Annotated in this window: 16 protein-coding genes and 1 pseudogene; 9 read left to right on the top strand and 8 right to left on the bottom strand. The window is 72.6% G+C overall.

Annotated elements, in window-relative coordinates; genetic code table 11:
• Positions 1 to 342: 342 nt before the first annotated feature.
• The 5 genes from BG482_RS21460 to BG482_RS45325 all read left to right on the top strand — a co-directional run bounded on the left by BG482_RS21460 (position 343) and on the right by BG482_RS45325 (position 4,092).
• Positions 343 to 1,710: a diacylglycerol kinase family protein gene (locus BG482_RS21460; RefSeq protein WP_069770689.1), complete on the top strand. Its 1,368-nt coding sequence runs from the start codon at positions 343 to 345 to the stop codon at positions 1,708 to 1,710.
• A 349-nt stretch (positions 1,711 to 2,059) separates the two neighbouring features.
• Positions 2,060 to 2,527 carry an SHOCT domain-containing protein gene (locus tag BG482_RS21455; protein WP_069770688.1) on the top strand — a complete coding sequence of 156 codons (468 nt, stop codon included), beginning with the start codon at positions 2,060 to 2,062 and terminating at the stop codon, positions 2,525 to 2,527.
• Between the two features lie 321 nt (positions 2,528 to 2,848).
• The gene (locus tag BG482_RS21450; protein WP_069770687.1) at positions 2,849 to 3,037 is read left to right on the top strand and encodes a hypothetical protein; all 189 of its coding nucleotides are present in this window, start codon (positions 2,849 to 2,851) and stop codon (positions 3,035 to 3,037) included.
• A gap of 65 nt (positions 3,038 to 3,102) precedes the next feature.
• Entirely contained in the window at positions 3,103 to 3,396 is a 294-nt protein-coding gene (locus BG482_RS21445) for a hypothetical protein (protein WP_069770746.1), read from the top strand.
• 105 nt (positions 3,397 to 3,501) lie between these two features.
• Entirely contained in the window at positions 3,502 to 4,092 is a 591-nt protein-coding gene (locus BG482_RS45325; protein ID WP_256096430.1) for a hypothetical protein, read from the top strand.
• A 45-nt stretch (positions 4,093 to 4,137) separates the two neighbouring features.
• Here BG482_RS45325 and BG482_RS21435 read toward each other — a convergent pair whose 3' ends face one another.
• From BG482_RS21435 to BG482_RS21425, 3 genes are all read right to left on the bottom strand, one after another.
• Entirely contained in the window at positions 4,138 to 6,771 is a 2,634-nt protein-coding gene (locus BG482_RS21435) for a glycosyl hydrolase (RefSeq protein ID WP_069770744.1), read from the bottom strand.
• A gap of 165 nt (positions 6,772 to 6,936) precedes the next feature.
• The gene (locus BG482_RS21430) at positions 6,937 to 7,737 is read right to left on the bottom strand and encodes a hypothetical protein (RefSeq protein ID WP_256096429.1); all 801 of its coding nucleotides are present in this window, start codon (positions 7,735 to 7,737) and stop codon (positions 6,937 to 6,939) included.
• Complete coding sequence (locus BG482_RS21425) at positions 7,734 to 9,386, bottom strand: serine/threonine-protein kinase (protein ID WP_069770686.1); 1,653 nt, start codon at positions 9,384 to 9,386, stop codon at positions 7,734 to 7,736. The genes BG482_RS21430 and BG482_RS21425 overlap by 4 nt, the downstream gene beginning before the upstream one ends.
• Before the next feature lie 190 nt (positions 9,387 to 9,576).
• Here BG482_RS21425 and BG482_RS21420 point away from each other — a divergent pair, with 190 nt between their 5' ends.
• Positions 9,577 to 9,975, top strand: a complete 399-nt coding sequence (locus tag BG482_RS21420; protein ID WP_069770685.1) for a nuclear transport factor 2 family protein — start codon at positions 9,577 to 9,579, stop codon at positions 9,973 to 9,975.
• Positions 9,976 to 9,980: 5 nt separating this feature from the next.
• Here the strand turns inward: BG482_RS21420 and BG482_RS21415 are convergent, their stop codons facing one another.
• The 3 genes from BG482_RS21415 to BG482_RS21405 form a co-directional block, all read right to left on the bottom strand.
• Positions 9,981 to 10,541, bottom strand: coding sequence for a snapalysin family zinc-dependent metalloprotease (locus tag BG482_RS21415; RefSeq protein WP_069770742.1), 561 nt, complete (start codon positions 10,539 to 10,541; stop codon positions 9,981 to 9,983).
• Between the two features lie 425 nt (positions 10,542 to 10,966).
• Positions 10,967 to 12,127: an MFS transporter gene (locus tag BG482_RS21410; RefSeq protein WP_069770741.1), complete on the bottom strand. Its 1,161-nt coding sequence runs from the start codon at positions 12,125 to 12,127 to the stop codon at positions 10,967 to 10,969.
• 35 nt (positions 12,128 to 12,162) lie between these two features.
• On the bottom strand, positions 12,163 to 12,390 hold the full coding sequence (locus BG482_RS21405; RefSeq protein WP_176741437.1) for a Chromate resistance protein ChrB: 228 nt from the start codon (positions 12,388 to 12,390) through the stop codon (positions 12,163 to 12,165).
• A gap of 19 nt (positions 12,391 to 12,409) precedes the next feature.
• On the opposite strand from BG482_RS21405, the pseudogene BG482_RS41280 reads away from it, so the two are divergent.
• Both BG482_RS41280 and BG482_RS21400 read left to right on the top strand, forming a co-directional pair.
• Positions 12,410 to 12,700, top strand: a pseudogene (locus BG482_RS41280) (hydroxyurea phosphotransferase); the annotation flags it as partial.
• Positions 12,701 to 12,830: 130 nt separating this feature from the next.
• On the top strand, positions 12,831 to 13,568 hold the full coding sequence (locus BG482_RS21400) for a flavodoxin family protein (protein WP_256096428.1): 738 nt from the start codon (positions 12,831 to 12,833) through the stop codon (positions 13,566 to 13,568).
• Positions 13,569 to 13,714: 146 nt separating this feature from the next.
• Here the strand turns inward: BG482_RS21400 and BG482_RS21395 are convergent, their stop codons facing one another.
• Positions 13,715 to 14,845: a S8 family peptidase gene (locus tag BG482_RS21395; RefSeq protein WP_256096427.1), complete on the bottom strand. Its 1,131-nt coding sequence runs from the start codon at positions 14,843 to 14,845 to the stop codon at positions 13,715 to 13,717.
• A gap of 536 nt (positions 14,846 to 15,381) precedes the next feature.
• On the opposite strand from BG482_RS21395, the gene BG482_RS21390 reads away from it, so the two are divergent.
• Positions 15,382 to 16,692, top strand: a complete 1,311-nt coding sequence (locus BG482_RS21390) for a glycoside hydrolase family 30 beta sandwich domain-containing protein (RefSeq protein ID WP_069770682.1) — start codon at positions 15,382 to 15,384, stop codon at positions 16,690 to 16,692.
• A gap of 68 nt (positions 16,693 to 16,760) precedes the next feature.
• Here the strand turns inward: BG482_RS21390 and BG482_RS21385 are convergent, their stop codons facing one another.
• Positions 16,761 to 17,516 carry a hypothetical protein gene (locus BG482_RS21385; RefSeq protein ID WP_141746649.1) on the bottom strand — a complete coding sequence of 252 codons (756 nt, stop codon included), beginning with the start codon at positions 17,514 to 17,516 and terminating at the stop codon, positions 16,761 to 16,763.
• Positions 17,517 to 17,829: the final 313 nt, after the last annotated feature.

Raw genomic sequence — 17,829 nt, 5'->3', positions numbered from 1 at the left:
GGTGCGAGAGCGGCTCGCCGCCTGTGTTGGCCATGGACACCAGCAGATGTCCGCGCCGCCGGACGCGCGAGGCGGGTGGGCCCGACGGGTGAACCGCGCCGGACGTGCGACCGGTGCGGTGCGGTGCTGCAATGGCACTGGGGCAGTCGGCACGAGCCCATGCCCGACCGGCCCGGGTCGCCCGATCCGGCGGCGCACGACGGGACCGCAATCGCCCTGAGGAGGGAGCGAACTCCGCGGTCATCCCCGTCGATTCCCGTGGTGTCGGCCTGGTGACGGACCGGTGACCGTGCCGGACTGGTGGCCGCCGGTCTCCGGAGCACCCCGCGCGCGGGAGGCCGCATGAAGACAGCAGAGCACGCGAGGAGACGTCCGGCTCCTCGCTGGTTCGCGCGGCTTGCCCTGGTCACGGGAACATCGGCGGCGGTGGTCCTGCTGCTGTTCGCCGGACTGCGGAGCCTCCTGCTGGTGGGCCTGGGACTTGCCGGGCTGGTGATCGCGGCCGCGGGCGTGTGGTGGGCGCTGGCGCGCACCGGCCCGGCCAGGGCGATGGCCGTCGCGCTGGCCTGTGCCGCGCCCGTCGCCGTGGTTGTGCTCTACGCGGTGGCCGGACTGCTGTGGGTCGCGCTGGTCTCGCTCGCGCTGTGGGCGCTGGCCGTCCTCTGCGGCCGGACCGCACTGGCCGTCGACCTCGCAGCCGACCGCGGGCCGACCGGCGTGCGCGAACACACGGTGGACGCCCCCCGGCGGGCCTTCCTCATCATGAACCCGCGCTCGGGTGGCGGAAAGGTCGGGGCGTTCCACCTGGACGAGAAGGCGAAGGCCCTCGGCGCGCAGGTCGTCGTCCTGGACCCGGACCGGCGTCAGGACGTCGTCGCGCTCGCCCGGCAGGCGGCCGACGAGGGCGCCGACCTGCTCGGCGTCGCCGGTGGCGACGGCACCCAGGCCCTGGTCGCGGGAGTGGCGGCCGAGCGTGGTCTTCCGTTCATGGTGATCTCCGCCGGCACCCGCAACCACTTCGCCCTGGATCTCGGTCTGGACCGCGACGATCCCTCCCGCTGCCTGGACGCGCTCACCGACGGCGTCGAACTCCGCGTCGACCTCGGACGCATCGGCGACCGCGTCTTCGTCAACAACGCCTCCTTCGGCGCCTACGCGACCGTCGTCCAGAGTCCCGCGTACCGCGACGACAAGGCCCGGACCGCCCTTCAGCTCCTCCCCGACCTGCTGACCCGTCACAGCGGCCCGCGCCTCACGGTCCGGGCGCGGGGCGCGGGCGGTGAGGCGGCCGTCGAGGCGCCGCAGGCCGTGCTGGTGAGCAACAACCCCTACCGGACGGACGACCCGGCGGGGCTGGGCCGTCGCGACCGACTGGACTCCGGCGCCCTCGGAGTGCTCGGCATCACGGTCGACAACGCGGCACAGGCCGCGGGACTGCTCCGCGGGACGCGCTCTCAGGGCCTCGCCTCGCTCACCGCCCGGGACGTCGTCGTGGACGCCGACGCCCCCAGCGTGCCCGTGGGCGTCGACGGCGAGGCCCTCGTCCTGCCGACACCGGTCCACTGCCGGATCGAACCGCGCACCCTCCGCGTGCGCGTGCCCCGTGACCGTCCCGGCGTCCCCCGCGGCAAACCGCCCATGAACTGGCGCCGGGTGGGACGGCTGGCGCGGACGATGGGACGGACCGCGGCGGGGCGTCTTCCCCACTGACGCCCGGAACCGCGGTCGGTCACCGACGCGATCCCGGCGTCCCCCGCCCGTCGGAGCCCGTGACCGGCGATCGGGGGGTGGTCGTCCAGGGAGTCTCCTCGTGTGCGGGCACAAGCGTCTCTGGCCGCAATCCCATCCTGCGGCCCGGGCACGCGCCGCAACACGCCCGGCGCCCACCGGGCCGCCGCGCGGTGACCGGGCGCAACCAACGGACGGACGGGCGGGGCGGGGCGGGATCGATCGCCCGCAGGATCACCCGCGAAGGGTGAGGCATCCGGCGCCGGCCTTGCCCACGCTGAGGTCAGCACCCAACGGCGACCGGGCGAGTGCCCGGGACGGAGGAGGAGCAATGAGTGCGCAGACCTACCTTGCGTACGACTATCCCCTGCTGAGCGTGTTCTGGAGCATGCTCGTGTTCTTCCTGTGGATCATGTGGTTCGTGCTGCTCTTCCGCGTCGTCGTCGACATCTTCCGCGACGACGAGATGAGCGGGTGGGCGAAAGCCGGGTGGCTCGCGTTCACCATCCTGCTGCCCTTCCTGGGCGTCTTCGTCTACGTGGTCGCCCGCGGCAAGAACATGGGCCGCCGGGAGATGGCGCAGGCCCGGGCCCAGCAGGACGCCCTCGATGCCCGCATCAGGGCGGCGGCGGGCGGCGGGGGCCGGTCCAGCAGCGTCGACGAACTCTCCCGGCTGTCCGAGATCCGCGCACGCGGCGACATCACGGACGAGGAGTTCAGCCGGGCGAAGGAACTGATCCTGACCGGCCACGGACCGGCCGGCGGCACGGGCGCCGCCACCTCCTCCTACGGGCGCTGAGCGGGCGGGCGGAACTCCGCGGACGGACGCCCGAAGCGCTCGCGCGGCTGAGCCCGGCGGGGCGCGAGGACCTGGCCCGGCCGACGGCGCACAGGACACCGTCCTGTGCGCCGAGATGCTGCGCGCGGGGTCATCGGGCCGGACAGTCCGCTCGCCGCCCCCTGCCGCGGAGTCACCTTTGGCGCGCTGCTGTTGCGCCCCAGTACGGATCTGCTCGCCAAGGGCCGGGGTCCGCTCGACGGCAACGCAGACGCCCGGAGCATCAACGCGCGAGCCCTGGGTACTCCGCAGCCCTCACCGTCCACCCCGCCCGGGAGAGTCATGACGCAGCAGAGTGAGAACGACGAGGGCAACCGATTCTGCAAGGCGTGCGGCACGCCGGCCGAAGACGGGAGGCTGTGCGGCCGCTGCGGCAGCGTCCTGGAACTCCCGGACGAAGCAGGGCTCGTCGACGACCAGGGCGCGGCGGTACGGCGCGACCTGGAAGGCCGCACCGATCACCGACGGTAGAGGCGAACGGAACGACCGGCCGAACCTGATCGGCTGAACAGCGAACATGGGGGTACATGGTGGCCATGGCACCGAAGACTGATCACCCGGTTTCCCTGCGGGCCGTGCGTCAGCTGCGCCGGATCCGCGCCTTCTACGCGGCGGGAGTCCTGTTGTGGACGGCCGCGGCGGCCTGGACAGGATGGACCCACCCCGCGAGCCGGCAGATGTGGGTCTCCGTACTCCTGCTGGCGGTCTTCACCGGCCTGCTGGCGGCGGCCTCACTGTGGCTGCAACGCCTCCAGCCTGCCGTGGCGAACAGGCAGGCGCACCGTGGCGCACGGCGACACGCGGTCGCCCCGCGCCACGCCAACGCCTGAGCCCGGCGGCCACGGCACCGCGCGAGCGCGGTGCCACGCCGCTCCGTCGCCCGAGACGGTGATGGGGCATGCTGGGAGCCGGACCGGTGGACCGGGAGGTGGCAGATGCGGTGGTGGGCCGCAGGACGGATCGTGCCCGTGGTGGTCGTCCTGGCCGCATGCGGCACGTCGCCCGGCGGGGGTTCGGACGGAGGGGCGGCCGAGAGCCGCTCGACCGAGCCGCCGCGCACCGCGCCGACGAGCAGCTCCGCTTCACCCGCCTCGCCCGCGCCCGGCTCCCCGAACTCCACCCGCGCCGCGAGCCCGGCGGGGCCGAGTCCGTCCGCGCCCGCCGTCTCGTCCTCGGCTCCGGCCGCCGCCTGTGTCGCGGGACGGACGGAGGTGAGCATCGCTCCCGGCGACGCGCCCCGACGGCAGCTGTGCGTGCGGCCCGGGACCGTGGTCTCACTGGTGCTCCAGGCTCGCAAGGATGACAAGCGGTGGACGGCCGTGCGCAGTTCCGCGCCCGTTCTCGTCCTGGTGTCCGGGTGGCGGGTGGACGCCGACGGCACCGCGCACGCCTCGCTGCGGTCCGCGGGCGCCCGCGGCGGCAGCGCCCGGATCACCACGCTGGCGAAGGCGCCGGACGTGGCGGGAGCGGCGCGGGTCGCGTTCACCCTCGACATGACCGTGACCCCGCAGACGCGGGAGGGGTGACCCCGGAGAACAACGGGGTCACCCCTCCTCGGCACGCGGTGTGCGTCAGCCGCAGTCGCGCACCCTGATGGTGTAGATGCCGCGGCCGTGCGTGGCCGCGTACAGGGTCTTTCCGTCGGGGCTCAGCTTGAGCTGGAGCACGGCGACCGCCGGGAGGCTGCCGACGCGCTGCCACTTGGTGCGGCCGGGCGCGCGGTAGACGACGCCCAGGTCGGTGGCGACGGCGAGGCCGCCGTTCGGCGTGACGATCGCGGAGTCGGTCGGCACGTCGGGCAGGTTCGCCGAGATGTCCTTCCAGGTGGTGCCGCCGTCGATGGACTCGAAGACGTGGCCGACGCCCGCGCCGGGGCCCTCGGTCCAGTGCCGGGAGAAGCCGTTGACGGCGAGGAAGACGTGGTCGGCGTTCTTCGGGTCGACGGCGAAACCGCTGAGGTAGCGGTTGGGCACCGCCCCGCCGACCGGCAGCGTGACATCGTGCCAGCCGGTGCCGTCCGCGTTGCCGACGGAGATGCCGCGGGCGAAGCCCTGGTTGTTGCAGGGGCCGCACCAGGCCGCGTAGACCTTGCCGCCCGAGGCCGCGACGGCGGTCGCGGTCCGGCCGGCGCCCAGGTCGTACACGCTCTTCCACTCGGCGCCGCTGCGGATGGCGTAACCGTGCGTCTGCACCCACACGTGCCGGCCGCCGGCGATCCACGTCGAGCTGCTCTTCAGGTCGGCGGCGAGCGGCGCGATGAAGCGGGCCTCGCTCGTGGCGTTGTCGGCGGGGGCGACGTTGTACGACGTGGCCTTGCTCGGATCGGCGACCCAACTGCCGTCGTTCACGGCGCAGTTCTGGGTCACCTGGACGGCGAGGTAGACGTACTCCTCCGCGATGTCGCAGCCGTCGGCCGGGTCGGTGAGCGTGTCGCCGCCGTCGCCGCCGAAGTTGGAGCCCATCACCTTGTCGTTGCTGCGCAGGACGGACTGACCGTTGTCCTGCAGACCGCCGGTGACGGAGAAACCGCCGTGGTCCAGGTCCTTGCCGACGCCGACCGAGTAGTACTGCAGGGTGTCGATCGTGCCGTCGTTGAGGGATGCCCAGTCGGTGGCGTGGCCGGAGGCGTCCTGGGAGCCGTTGACGGGGCGTTTGTAGACGCCGCCGTCGTTGCCGACGTACACGAAGCTCTTGCCGTGATAGCGGCCGATCGCGACGCCGTGCTGGTCGGAGTGGGTGGTCCGGTTGCAGTCGCCGGTCTGCTTGGCCGGGTCGATGGACCAGCAGGGGAAGGTGAAGTTCCAGTACGGGCCCACGGTCGACCAGGTGCCGCCGCCGTCCTTCGTCTCGTAGACCTCCTCGAGCCCTGCGTACACGTGCTTCGGGTCGCTCGGGTCGACGGTCAGGAACTGGTTGTACCAGGCCTGCACGCCGGGCATGTAGCCGGCGGTGGTCAGCGCCGAGCCGTCCGCGGCCAGCTGCTTGTAGTCGGCGATCTTCGTCCAGGGGCCGAACGGCGAGGCGGCGCTGTAGACGCCCTCCAGTCCGCTGTCCGGGTTGGACGCCGTCAGTTCGGGCGACTGGTCGATGGCGTAGTACCGCGAGCCGTCGGCGGAGCGGGCGAAGGTGACGTTGCCGACGTCGTCCGCGTCGGTCGGCAGGTCGCCGAAACCGTCGGTGATGCGGGTCCAGGCGCCGTGGACCTTGGTGTAGAAGCCGTTGTAGTCGTCGCCGCTGCGCCAGCCGACCGCGAGCACGACCTTGCTCGGATCCTTCGGGTCGATCGCGATGTCGTTGGCGATGTTCTTGTACGCGGCCGAGTCGTCGTTCGCCTTCGCGCCGCCCGGCAGGTAGTCGGGATGGGGCGCGTACTCCAGCTTCCAGGCGCCCTTGGGCGTCTTCGTGGAATGACTCCACACCCCGGCGCTGGTGGCGGCCCACACCTTGCCGCCGCCGAAGCGCAGCTCGTGGACGGTGGTGGACTCCAGCTCATCGCCGCCGACCCTGCTGCGGGAGGAGAAAGCGCCGTGACGGGGGTCGGACAGGACGTAGACGCCGCTGCCGAGGTAGGCGTCGGCGTTGGTGGTGGCCTCACCGGTGCCCAGCCACAGCCGCCCCGAGCCGTCGAGGGCGAGCGCGCCCGTGGACTGCGAGGGCAGCGTGTCGCTGATGGGCGTCCAGTGCCCGCCGCCTCGCCGGGACCGCCAGACGCCGCCGCCCGCGCTTCCCGCGTAGACGTAGCCGTCGTCGTCGGCGGCGATCGCGGCCATGCGGCCGGTGACGTTGCCCGAGCCGCCGCTGGAGTTGGAGTCGACGTCGCGGTAGCGGGGATCGTCGGAGTCGTACGGCAGGTCGGTGACGTTGCGCCAGTTGCCGCCGGTTCGGGGCAGGTTCCGCAGGCCGGTCCATGCGGCGCCGTACGCGCCGGGGGCGACGATGCCGGGTGAGGTGCGAGCCTCGGCGTATTGCTGCGCGCCCTCGGCGATCTCGTCCGCCTCATTGCCGTCGTCCCCGTCCTCGGCCTTCGCCTTGGGACTCATGGACTCCGCGAGCTGCGTGCGCTGGGCGGCGAGTTGTGCGAGGGCGCGCGAGCCGAAGGGTTTACCCCTGTCGGGTCTGGCGCCTGCGGGCGTCGCGACGAGTGCCGCGGTGGCGGTGAGGGCGCAGATCGTGAGCCATCGTCTCTTTCGGGTGGGTGCTGACACCAGATCCTCCGAAACCGGGGTGGTCATACAGCTGTCGTGCAGCACCCGATCACCGGCGTGCGGAACCGTCCGGCATTTGGACAAGTCTTGAGCAGAACCTTTCACGCCCCCGCCCACGCCCGTACGCGAACCGGGGGCCGCCCGTGACGCGAGCTCGACTGCCGGTCAGCGGCAGTCGTATGTGAGGTGGACGACGGCCGTGCGGTCGATGGGGGACAGGACGTGCAGTTCGGCCCGGGCGGCGTAGTGGCCCTTGCCCTGGAAGGTCCACAGCAGGTGCAGGCGTGCCTGCTTGCGGCCACGGACCAGCACTTCCCGCAGCACGCCCGAGGCCGTGCCGTCGCTTCGGGTCCAGCGGTACGAGAGCGTGCCCGGGCGGCCGTTCGTCGCGACGAGGCCGACGATGTCCGCGGTGTCACCGCATCCCAGAACCGTGGGCCGGGCCGCGACCCGCACCGCGTCCGCTGCGAGCGGCGGCCCGAGGCGCTGCCAGGCGAGGAGCGCGATGACGCAGATCAGGACCAGTGCGGGCAGGGCGTGTCTGCGCGGACGCCGACGCGAGGGGGCGGGAGGGGGCGGCAGGGCGGGCAGCGTCCTGTCGGTACGTCGTGCGACGGTGGCCGCGGTCACGCCCGGACCGAAACGCAGCAGGGCGCCTTCGACCCGGTCAGGCGTGGCCGTCCGGGTGGGCGCCCGCATCGGTGCAGGCGTCTTCGTCGGTGCCGGCGCCGTGGACCGCGTCTGCGTTCCCGGGGTCTGCGGGGCGGGCGGCTCGACGAGGGTGGCGTCCGGCTCGTACGGTCGCTGGATCCAGTGACTGGCCAGCACCGTGGCGCTGTACTCGGCGTCGGCGGGGCCGGGTTCGGCGCTCGGCGGGCGCGATGCGGCGGGACGGTGCGTCCCGGTGGGCTCGCGGTGCTCGGCGGAGGCGGGGGCGGCGAGGGTGTGGTCGTCGGGTGCGGTCATCGGATCTCACACTGTCTGGTCAGAAGCTGCTGCGAGCCGCCGCCGTCGGCGGAGGCGGGGTCGGTGGCGGCTCCTACGGCCCAGTAACAGCCCGCGTCGCCGAAGATGTGATCGACGGTGAGGGTGTACTGGGTGGCGCCGCTTCGGCGGAACGTCTGGGGCGCGCCGTCCTGTGCGCCGAGCCCTCTGCCGGTGTCGCTGGTGAACCACGAGACGGTGAGGGAGAGGGGGCCGGTTCCGTCCGTCGTGACGGCGATGGTCGCCGTGGCGGTCGTCGATCCCGTCTGCCGGAAGTCGGTCACCGCGACGTCCTTGACCGCGGGCGCGGGCGTCGCGCTCGGGGCCGCCGTGGTCGGCGTGGGCTCCGTGGTCGGCCCGCCGGTTGTCGTGTCCTGGGGTGCGGCCGTGGTGGCCGACGCGGAGGGCTCGCCGGCACCGGTGCCGACGGTCGCCGTGCCGGAGGCCGACGGGCCGGGTGACGCGGTCGCCGACGCGGTGGCCGTCGGGGAGGGAGAGGAGGGGGCCGACTCGGTCGGAACGGCGGCCCCTTCCGGATCCACGGCGGGTCGGGCACTGGTGGTGGCCAGGGCCTGGACGGCCTGTTGCGGGGTCGCCTGCGGAGCGTGCTGGAGACCGTAGGACAGGAGGACGCCGAGGAGCACGGCCGCACCGGACACGAGCATCCCCGGCCGGCCGGGCAGCCACGACCGCGCCCCGCCGTGGGCCGGTACGCGGCTCAGGACCGTGCGTGCGGTGTCCGTGGTGGTCCGCGGGGCGCTGCGGGCCGAGGGCAGCAGCAGCGGCACCAGCGCCACCAGCGCGGCGAGCCGCCCGCGGCCGCGCTCTTCCCAGTCGGACCCGTAGGCGGCGCCGGCCGCCGCCTCCAGTTCCCTGACGAACGCCTCGGCGTGGGCGGGCCGTTCCGCCGGGTCCTTGGCGAGGCCGCGCCGTACCAGGTCCCGCACCGGCTGAGGGGCCTCGGCGGCGGGGATCGGCGCATCGACGTGCTGCAGGGCGAGTTCGGCGAGGTTGTCGCCCGAGTACGGCCTGTGGCCCGTCAGACACTCGAAGAACGTGGCGGTGGCCGCGTACACGTCGGCGGCGGGAGAGGCGGGGGCGCCGGTCCACTGCTCCGGGGCCATGTAGGAGGGGGTCCCGGCCGCTCCGGCGCTGGCGCCGACGTCCGCCGCGATCCCGAAGTCGACGAGCCTGGACGATCCGTCCGGCACGACCAGGACGTTCTCCGGCTTGTAGTCGCGATGGACGACGCCGACGCGGTGTGCGTCGGCCAGACCGAGCAGCGATCCCTTGAGGACCACGAGGGCGGCCTCGGGGTCGAGCGGGGCCGCCCTGGTCAGCAGGGTCCGCAACGAGACGCCGTCCACCAGCTCCATCACGATGGCGGCGCCGTCCGGGCTCTCGACGTACTCGTACAACTCGGCGACGTAGGAGCTTTCCAGTCCGCCGAGGAGCCGCGCCTCCGCCCTGAACCCGTGCACGAAGCCCGGCCGGGTGCGCAGTGACTCGCTGAGGTACTTGACCGCGACGGGAACACCGGTCTCCTCGTGCACGGCCAGCACGACCCGTCCGCTCGCCCCTGCCCCGAGTTCCAGCGACTCGGTGTAGCCGGGCACTGCCCACGTGTCCATTCCATCCCCCCAAGGCGGCCGAACGGCCCGGGATTCGCCTCCGAGCACCGTGCCACGCGTGGGGAGACACATTTTCGGCCACCGCGGTTGCGGTGCGGTCCGGTGTGACGCCCCGGCTCTCGAGCCCGGCGGCGTCCGGACTCCCCCGGCGCGGTGGCGGCAGGAAGATCACGACGGGCATGATGAAGGCATGACCGACCGCGACGATTTCCTGGCGTGGGTCAGGACCGCCCTGCACGATGCGGAGCTCGCGCTGCACGACGGGGACGCGGCGCCCCGTCGGGCGCTCTGGTCGCGTGGCGAGCCGGTGAGCGTGCTGGGCGCGTGGCGCAACGCCCACGGTCAGCAGGAACTGGACAAGCTCTTCACCGCCCTGGCGAAGAGCTTCTCCGACTGCACGTCGTACGTCTTCGAACTGCAGGCGTACGACGTCGCCGGGACCATGGCCTACACCGCAGGCCTCGAGCACACCTCCGTCTCCGTCGACGGGGAACCGCGCACGTACACGTTGCGGGCCACCCAGGTGTACCGCCGGGAGGACGGCGAGTGGAGGGTGGCCCATCGTCATGCGGACACCGTGACCGAGTGAGGGTGTCAGTCCACGATCGCCTCGGCGCGGGCCGCGGGCGCCCGGTCGGCTGGGGCGCCGCCGAAGTTCCCCTCGACCTCCGCCTTCTCCGCTGCATTCGGGTAGGGGTTCGTGCAGGCGGTGCCCGCGCTGGAGCCGGACATCAGGCTGGAGCACGGACCGGGCTTGCGATCCGGCAGACCCAGGATGTGCCCGAGTTCGTGCGCGGAGATGCGGACGGTGTCGTAGCCCTCGTCGACGGCCTGACGTCCGATGTACACCGTGCCCCTGCCCAGGGTGGTGGGCAGGGCGCGCGGCCAGCCGTTGTCCGCGAGGACGCGGATGTCGGCCCGTTGCCCGGAGGCGGCGGGCCGGAGTGCGACGGCGTCGACGCTCTCGTTCCAGATCGCCGCGCCTCGGTCGACGGCGCTGCGGAACTCCGCGGAGCCGCCCGCGTCATAGGTCACCACTCGGGCGGCGGCCCGGGCGTTCGCCGTGTGGGGAGCGGCCGCGGCCTGGCCGCCGGTGAGGGCCAACGACATCAGACAGGCAGCGGCCAGGCCGCCGGTCAGCGTGCGGACGTGCATGATCGACCTCCTCGTGGGGGAAAGGCAGTCGTGCTCATGACATTCTCTGGGTTCCCTGCCCAGCCGAGGCGTGGACGAATCCGTCGATGTGCGCGATCCCCGAGCGTCCCGCGTGCCCCGGGTGCCGGCGAGGACCCGCGAGGGAGGCTCGGAGAAGAAGCGGGCGACGTCGTGGTCCGGCGGGATACCGTTGCCGCCGACGATCTCGCGGCTCCAGGCCACGACCTCGCGCCTCTGTGCGGTGACGAACGCCCCGGCCGGTGCGCAGTGCTCGTCGCGGACGACGCCGGCGGCCCGCGGGCGCGCGAGGTGCACGAGGTGCATGAGCAGGCCCCAGGACGCGGTCGCGTTGCCGAGGCTCTTGCGCCGCTCGGTCCGACGGCACTCGATGCCGGGACAGCCGTCCGGCGCCGGGTGTCCGGGCCTCAGCGTTCCCGTGCGGTCGTCCGCGGTGTCGCTCCGGGGCGGCGATGGACCAGGCCGAGGACCGAGCCCGCGGCGAGCAGGACCGCCAGCGCCGCGTAGCCGTGCGCGAGGGTGGTCGACGAGGCGATCACGGCGACGAGCAAGGGGCCGCCCGCGTCGCCGAGTTCGCGGCCGAGTTCGGCGGCGCCCATGGTCTGGCCGAGGCGCTCGGGCGGCGTGGAGGCGGCGAGGGCGGCGAAGCCGAGCGGGGTGATCAGCCCGGTTCCGGAGCCGATCAGGGCGGCCCCGACCAGGACCCCCGTCAGACCGGGCAGCGTGGCGCAGGCGAGACCGACGGCAGCGATCAGCAACCCGGCGCCCATGCCGCCCCGGGGAGTGAGGCGCCCCTCGTCCAGGGCCCGTCCGGCCCTGGGTTGTACGACGGCCGCGCAGGCGGCGAGCACCGACACGGCCGCGCCCGTGGCGACGGTACCGAGGCCGGCTGCCCGGCCGGAGACCGGCAGGAAGCCGACCCCGACGGAGAGCGCGGCGGTCGCCGCGGCCAGGGCCGACGTCGGAGCGAGGAAGGAGGGTCGGGCCAGGCGCCGCGCGAGGTCGAGGACCGTCTGGCGGGCTCTGGGCAGTGGCGCTACGTCGGGCACGGCGAGTGCGGCCCAGGCGGCGACGGCCGCGCCGAGTGCGGCGAGGACCGCGAACAGCAGGCGCAGTCCGCCGGCCCACACCAGGACGCCGCCCAGAAGCGGGCCCAGGGTGTAGCCGATCGACTTGTAGAAGCCGTAACTGCCGAAGGCCCGGCCGCGCTTGGCGGCCGGGTTGAGCCGGGCCACCAGGGCGGAGGCGGACGGGGAGAACGCGGAGGCCGCCGCACCCTGGCCCAGGCGGGCCGCCCACAACCACCCCGGACCGTCCGCCACCGCGTACACGGCGGAGGCGGCCGAGAACGCGGCGAGCCCGCCGAGCAGCACCGGACGGGCGCCGATCCGGTCGGCCAGAACGCCGAAGACCGGTTTGAGCAGGACCTCGGCGCCGTCGTACAGGGCCAGCAACCCGCCCAGCACGAGCAGCGAGGTGACGGCGTCGTCCGAGTGACCGCCGAGATTGGCGGCGATGCCGTGCGCCCCGAAGGCCGTCGTGAATCCCGCGGCGTACAGCGGCCACATCTGCCGGGCGGGGACGGCCCGCGTGTCCGCCGCGGTCACCGGTCCGGCTCCGGGGCTCGGCGCGGGGCGGAGAACGACTGCTCCTCTTCCTCCAGTTCGTCGAGGGCGAATCCGGCGGTGCGGATCTCCTTGGCCGGCTCGTCCTCGAACTTGCCGCGGCCGGCGCGGAATTCGGTCCGGCCGGCCGACCTCGCCGCGGTGAACAGCTCGCGCAGCCGGGCGGCGTGCTGCGGCGCGCGCCCCGGTGCTTCCAGCCCTGTCACGCGGAGAAATGTACCAATGGTCACCGGCGACCCGGGCTTCGTCCTCCGGCCCGCCCGGGACAGCCGGTGGGGACGACGTCGTGGCGCAGGGCGACGCCGTACGCGTCGTGCGGGGCCGCTTCGACCTGCTCACCGAGGCGCTCGGCCCGGACCGGGCGCGGGCGGCCGGCTGGACGTACGGAGGCCGCTGCGGGACTCCCTGTGGGACGTCGAGGACGTCAGGCCCTCTCTGGACCCGGCCGCCGTGACCGTGGCGGAGGCGCTCCGGAGCCGCTGCGCCGTCACGTCCGGCTCGGTCACCTCGCCGTGACCCCAGGGGCCGCGGCGCGTTCGGAGGCGCTGTGGTGGCGTCCGCCGGACACGGCCCGCAGGCTTGATCCGTATTCCGTATGCGGACGCGCCGCCGGGATCGGCATGGCGGCAAACTCATGGAGGATCGTGTGAGCGCTACGTCGCCCCCGAACGACACGCCCCCGGCCCGGTACGACGACCTGCGGGCCCTGGTGATCAACTGCACCCTGAAACGTTCGCCGGAGCCGAGCAACACCCAGGGGCTGATCGACCGCAGCGCCGCGATCCTGGGCGCCCAGGGGGTCCGCGTCGATGTGGTGAGGGCGGTCGACCACGACATCGCCACCGGTGTGTGGCCGGACATGACGGAGCACGGCTGGGAGGCGGATGCCTGGCCCGACCTGTACCGGCAGGTCATGGCAGCCGACATCCTCGTGCTGGCCGGCCCCATCTGGCTGGGCGACAACAGTTCGGTGATGAAGCGCGTGATCGAACGCCTCTACGCCTGCTCCAGTCTGCTCAACGAAGCCGGGCAGTACGCCTACTACGGCCGTGTCGGCGGCTGCCTGATCACCGGGAACGAGGACGGCGTCAAGCACTGCGCCATGAACGTCCTCTACAGCCTGCAGCACCTGGGCTACACGATCCCTCCCCAGGCGGATGCGGGTTGGATCGGCGAGGCAGGGCCGGGGCCCTCCTACCTCGACCCCGGCTCGGGAGGACCGGAGAACGACTTCACCAACCGCAACACCACCTTCATGACCTGGAACCTGCTGCACATGGCTCGGGTGCTGAAGGACCTGGGGGGCATTCCCGCCTACGGCAACCAGCGCACCGCCTGGGACGCGGGCTGCCGTCACGACTACGAGAACCCCGAGCACCGTTAGCGGCCCCAGTCCCAGTCCCAGCCCCAGCCCCAGCCCCAGTCCCGGCTCCGGCCACAGCCCCCAGCCATGGCCGGGGGCGTGCTCGGTCGGACGGGTGACCGGCCTCGCCCGGTCGGAGTCCGCCCGGTGCCGAGCGGCCGGGCCGGTCAGAGGCCGCCGGTGTTGAGCAGCCGGTTGGGAGTGTCCGAGCGCACGCCGTGCAGCACGCCGCGGGTGGCCGTGTGGTCGAGCCAGGTGTGGACCTCCTTGGCCGTGGCGTGCGGGTGGGCCGACAGGTACAACGCGATCACGCCGGTCGCATGGGGCGCGGCCCAGGACGTCGCGCCGCCGTCCTCCGTGGCCGTGCCGCCGCCGGCGAGGGCGGCGGTCACCTTCTGTCCGGGGGCGTACAGGTCCACGCATCGCCCGTACCCCGAACCGTAGGAGCCGCTGTCGTTCCACGGACGGTCGTTCGGCGTGGAGGCCGCCACGACGATCGTGCCGGGGACGCCGGCCGGGGAGTGCTTGCAGGCGTCGTCGTGGAAGTTGCCGGCCGACACCACCGTCGGGATCCCGGCGTCGACCATCTTCTTCACGGCGGCCTCCAGGACCGTCGACCGGTGGCCGAGGTTGAGCGACATGTTCACCACCGCGGGCTTCTGCGCGTGCGCGGTGACCCACTTGACCGACTTCACCAACGCGGCCTCGGCCGCGGCGGGGGAGCCGCCGCCGTCGCTCTCGCACAGGATGCCCTGGACCCGGACGAGTTCCGCCTTGGGCGCCACCCCGTACTTCGCGCCGCCGATGACGCCCGCGACGAACGTGCCGTGGCCGATGCCGTCCTCGCTGAAGCAGTCGCCGGAGTCCTTGGCGCCCACGAAGTCGGCGCCGAGCCGCGCGCGTCCGCCGAACTCGTGGTGGGCGATGTCCATGCCGGTGTCGATCACATAGACGTGCACGCCCTTGCCCGTGGCGGTGGTGGTGAGCTTCCCGTTCAGCGGCCGCGACCGCTGGTCCAGAATGTCCAGGTTCCACGGCACGTGGCGGGTGAGCGGAGCCGCCAGGCTGGGCGCCGCCCCGGACAGCTTCCCCACGGCTCCGGGAGCCCCGGGCGCCGCGTCGGACGACAGCCCCTCTCCGGCGGACGTCACGGGGGACGCCTTCCCGTGCGCGGACGGCGTTCCGCCGGTACCGCCGTTTCCGGCCACCGCGCCGGCTTTCCCGCCGCAGGCCGAGGCCCCGAGCACCGTCATGATGGTCATCACCATGAGACCGGCCTTCGTCACGTTCCGCGTCACGACGTCCCCCATATCCCTGCTTCGCACACAGTCAGCGCACAAGACGACCACGGCGGTCGAGCGGTTCCGCCGGTCATGCCGGTCATGCCGGTCACGCGGGTCACGCGGGTGGGCGTACGGCGAACCGTGCGCCGGCGCCGAGCGCGACGGCTTGCGCGGCACACCAGGGGCGGCTGCGATGGAGCAGGAGGCGGCTGCGACGGAAAGGCCGGGATGCAGCGACGCGGCCGTGGTGAGGAAGGCGTCTCCGCCGCCCGGCTTCGAGTCGTCGCCGCGACCGCGTCCGCCCCTCGTCGAGAGGCTTGACGGTGTTGAGGGTGGTCGTTAACTTTCGTGATGTCCGCAGTCTTGGACACTGTTCATGATGTCGAACGGCCTTGGCGTCCTGCCCGAGTCGCCGCGCCGGGCCGTGCGCGACATCGGCAGCACCTCCCGCAGAAAACCGGCACACGTGTAGGCACGGCCACGAATGGGAGCGCTCCCATGAAAGTGGGGCAAGTCCGTACCGGGATCAGCAGCCAAGAGGAGGAGGGGACATGACGCAGAGTCGGAACGAACCCGTGAACGGGGAGCAGCGATCGCCGAGCCGCAGGGCCGTCCTGGCGACGATGGGGGCCCTGCCGATCCTGACGACAGCGACGTCCGTCGCCGGGGCGTCGAAAGCCGTGGCCGCGACGCCGGCCGCCACGGTCGTCATCGACGCGGCGGCGCGACGGCAGACGATCCGGGGTTTCGGAGGGATGAGTCACTCCGCCTGGATCGGTGACCTCACAACTGCCCAGCGGGACACGGCGTTCGGCGCAGGTGACGGCCGACTGGGATTCTCTCTGCTGAGGATCCCCGTCCCCGAGGACCGGTCGGCCTGGAGCCGGGACGTGGCGACGGCGAGGCGCGCGACCGAGCTCGGTGCGACGGTCATCGCGTCGCCGTGGAACCCGCCCTCCTCCATGGTCGAGACCTTCGTCCGCGGCAGCCAGACCAATGCGCGGCGTCTCAGGTACGACATGTACGGCGCCTACGCCCGGCATCTCAACGACTTCACCACGTTCCTGCGGAACAACGGAGTGAACCTGTACGGCATCTCGGTGCAGAACGAGCCCGACTACGCACAGGACTGGACCTGGTGGACCCCCACCGAAATGGTCCGGTTCCTGCGGGAGAACGCCGGCTCGATCGGCACCAGGGTCATCGCACCGGAGTCCTTCCAGTACCTGAAGAACATGTCGGACCCGATCCTCAACGACCCGGCGGCGCTCGCCAACGTGGACGTCATCGGCGCGCACCTCTACGGCACGCCGTTCGCGAACTTCCCCTACCCCCTCTTCAAGCAGAAGGGCGCGGGCAAGGAACTCTGGATGACCGAGGTCTACTACCCCAACAGCACGGATTCGGCGGATCTGTGGCCGCAGGCGCTCGACGTGGGGGAGCACATCCACCGCGCCATGGTGGACGCCGAGTTCCAGGCGTACATCTGGTGGTACATCCGGCGTAGTTACGGTCCCCTGCGCGAGGACGGCAGGATCAGCAAGCGCGGCGCCTGCATGGCGCACTTCGCCAGGTTCGTGCGGCCCGGATCCGTGCGGGTCGAGGCGACGGCGAAACCGGCGTCGGACGTCTACGTCTCGGCGTACCGGAGCGGTGACTCCACGGTCGTGGTCGCCGTCAACAAGGGGGCCTCCGCGGTGAGTCAGCAGTTCAGCCTGGCGAACGGCAGGGCGTCCAGCGTCTCGTCGTGGCTGACCGACGCGAGCAGGAACGTCGCGTCCCTGGGCACCGCCGGCGTGTCGAACGGCACCTTCACCGCCATGCTCCCCGCGCGAAGCGTGGTGACGCTCGTGACCGCCTGATCCGGACATCTGGCGGGGGAGGCGCGCATCGCGAGCCCACGGAACAGTCGCTGAACCCGGCCGGCCGGTCACAGGAAGAAGGGCAGGTTCACCACCAGGGCGACGTAGGCGATGCAGCCGAGCACCAGGAGGATGGTCGACAGGACGATGTGGACGTGACGCCACGGCGTGGGTATCCCGGGGAATCGCTTCCTGAGCAGAGGCCAGGTGAGGAAACCGTGGTCCTGGAAGGAGAGGTGCAGCTCCTGCCACAACTCCCGGAGCCCTTCCGCGTCCCAGAACCGGGGATCGATGACCACGGGCCGATGGGTTGCCGAGGTGATCACGATGCGGCTCTTGTGCGGGCCGTCGATGGGCGCCGTGAGCGTGTGCAGCCCTGTCAGGGAGGTCACGGGCGTGTGCAGAACCTTGCGGTTCCACCGGTCGCGCACCGTCAGGAAGCCGTCTTCCAGGCGGATGCCGGCATTGGCCCAGCGGAGGCCGTTGAGCACGCCGACGCAGAGCAGCGGGAACACGACGGCCAGGATCCCGATCACCAGACCCTTCATGCCGGATCCCGCCGAATTGCCGCGTCCCTTGGCCATCAGGAGACCTATACGCAGCGCACCGATGGCGATGATGGGCGACCCCTTGATCAGCAGAGACTTGCCGGGCCCGTTGTCAGGCCTGACGGACACCCAGGGGAAATCCGCCTCGTCCGACGGATCCGTGGACGAGGCACCGTCCGATGATCGTATGGTCATGCGCATACCCTTCCGCTGTGCCGCGCCACCCGCTCCCCCGAGTGGGGCGGCCGGCAGGAACACCAGCCGGCCGAGGCGCACGCCAACGATCCCGGAACCCCCGGATCTGGGGCATCGGGGAAACTACGTAGACGCATGTGCAGGCACGGACCGTCGGGACGGGCCGCGGCTGTCCGCCCCACGTGGTGGCGGCGGCCCCTGCTCGGCGCGTGGGGCGCCGACAGGGTGTCGCACTGCCGTATGCCGATGCCGGCCTGCTGGTGGCGTGTTGGGGCGGCAGTGCGGGGGTGAGGTGTGGATCGGATACCGGACGGCCGCGCCCATCGCCTTCGCCGCCGCCCTGGGTGACCGCGACTGTGTCAGGTGTGGGCCCCGACCGTGTTTGCCTTCTGCA

Origin of the sequence: Streptomyces sp. LUP30, assembly GCF_001746365.1 — a bacterium.
GTDB lineage: Bacteria > Actinomycetota > Actinomycetes > Streptomycetales > Streptomycetaceae > Streptomyces.
The sequence above is the reverse complement of the archived record's forward strand: the minus strand, read 5'-3'. Positions and strand labels throughout refer to the sequence as shown.

Excerpts from the sequence above, each read along its gene's own strand:
- BG482_RS21460 (WP_069770689.1), top strand. The coding sequence starts at position 343 with ATGAAGACAGCAGAGCACGCGAGGAGACGTCCGGCTCCTCGCTGGTTC.
- BG482_RS21455 (WP_069770688.1), top strand. The coding sequence starts at position 2,060 with ATGAGTGCGCAGACCTACCTTGCGTACGACTATCCCCTGCTGAGCGTG.
- BG482_RS21450 (WP_069770687.1), top strand. The coding sequence starts at position 2,849 with ATGACGCAGCAGAGTGAGAACGACGAGGGCAACCGATTCTGCAAGGCG.
- BG482_RS21445 (WP_069770746.1), top strand. The coding sequence starts at position 3,103 with ATGGCACCGAAGACTGATCACCCGGTTTCCCTGCGGGCCGTGCGTCAG.
- BG482_RS45325 (WP_256096430.1), top strand. The coding sequence starts at position 3,502 with ATGCGGTGGTGGGCCGCAGGACGGATCGTGCCCGTGGTGGTCGTCCTG.
- BG482_RS21430 (WP_256096429.1), bottom strand. The coding sequence starts at position 7,737 with ATGACCGCACCCGACGACCACACCCTCGCCGCCCCCGCCTCCGCCGAG.
- BG482_RS21425 (WP_069770686.1), bottom strand. The coding sequence starts at position 9,386 with ATGGACACGTGGGCAGTGCCCGGCTACACCGAGTCGCTGGAACTCGGG.
- BG482_RS21420 (WP_069770685.1), top strand. The coding sequence starts at position 9,577 with ATGACCGACCGCGACGATTTCCTGGCGTGGGTCAGGACCGCCCTGCAC.
- BG482_RS21415 (WP_069770742.1), bottom strand. The coding sequence starts at position 10,541 with ATGCACGTCCGCACGCTGACCGGCGGCCTGGCCGCTGCCTGTCTGATG.
- BG482_RS21410 (WP_069770741.1), bottom strand. The coding sequence starts at position 12,127 with ATGTGGCCGCTGTACGCCGCGGGATTCACGACGGCCTTCGGGGCGCAC.
- BG482_RS21390 (WP_069770682.1), top strand. The coding sequence starts at position 15,382 with ATGACGCAGAGTCGGAACGAACCCGTGAACGGGGAGCAGCGATCGCCG.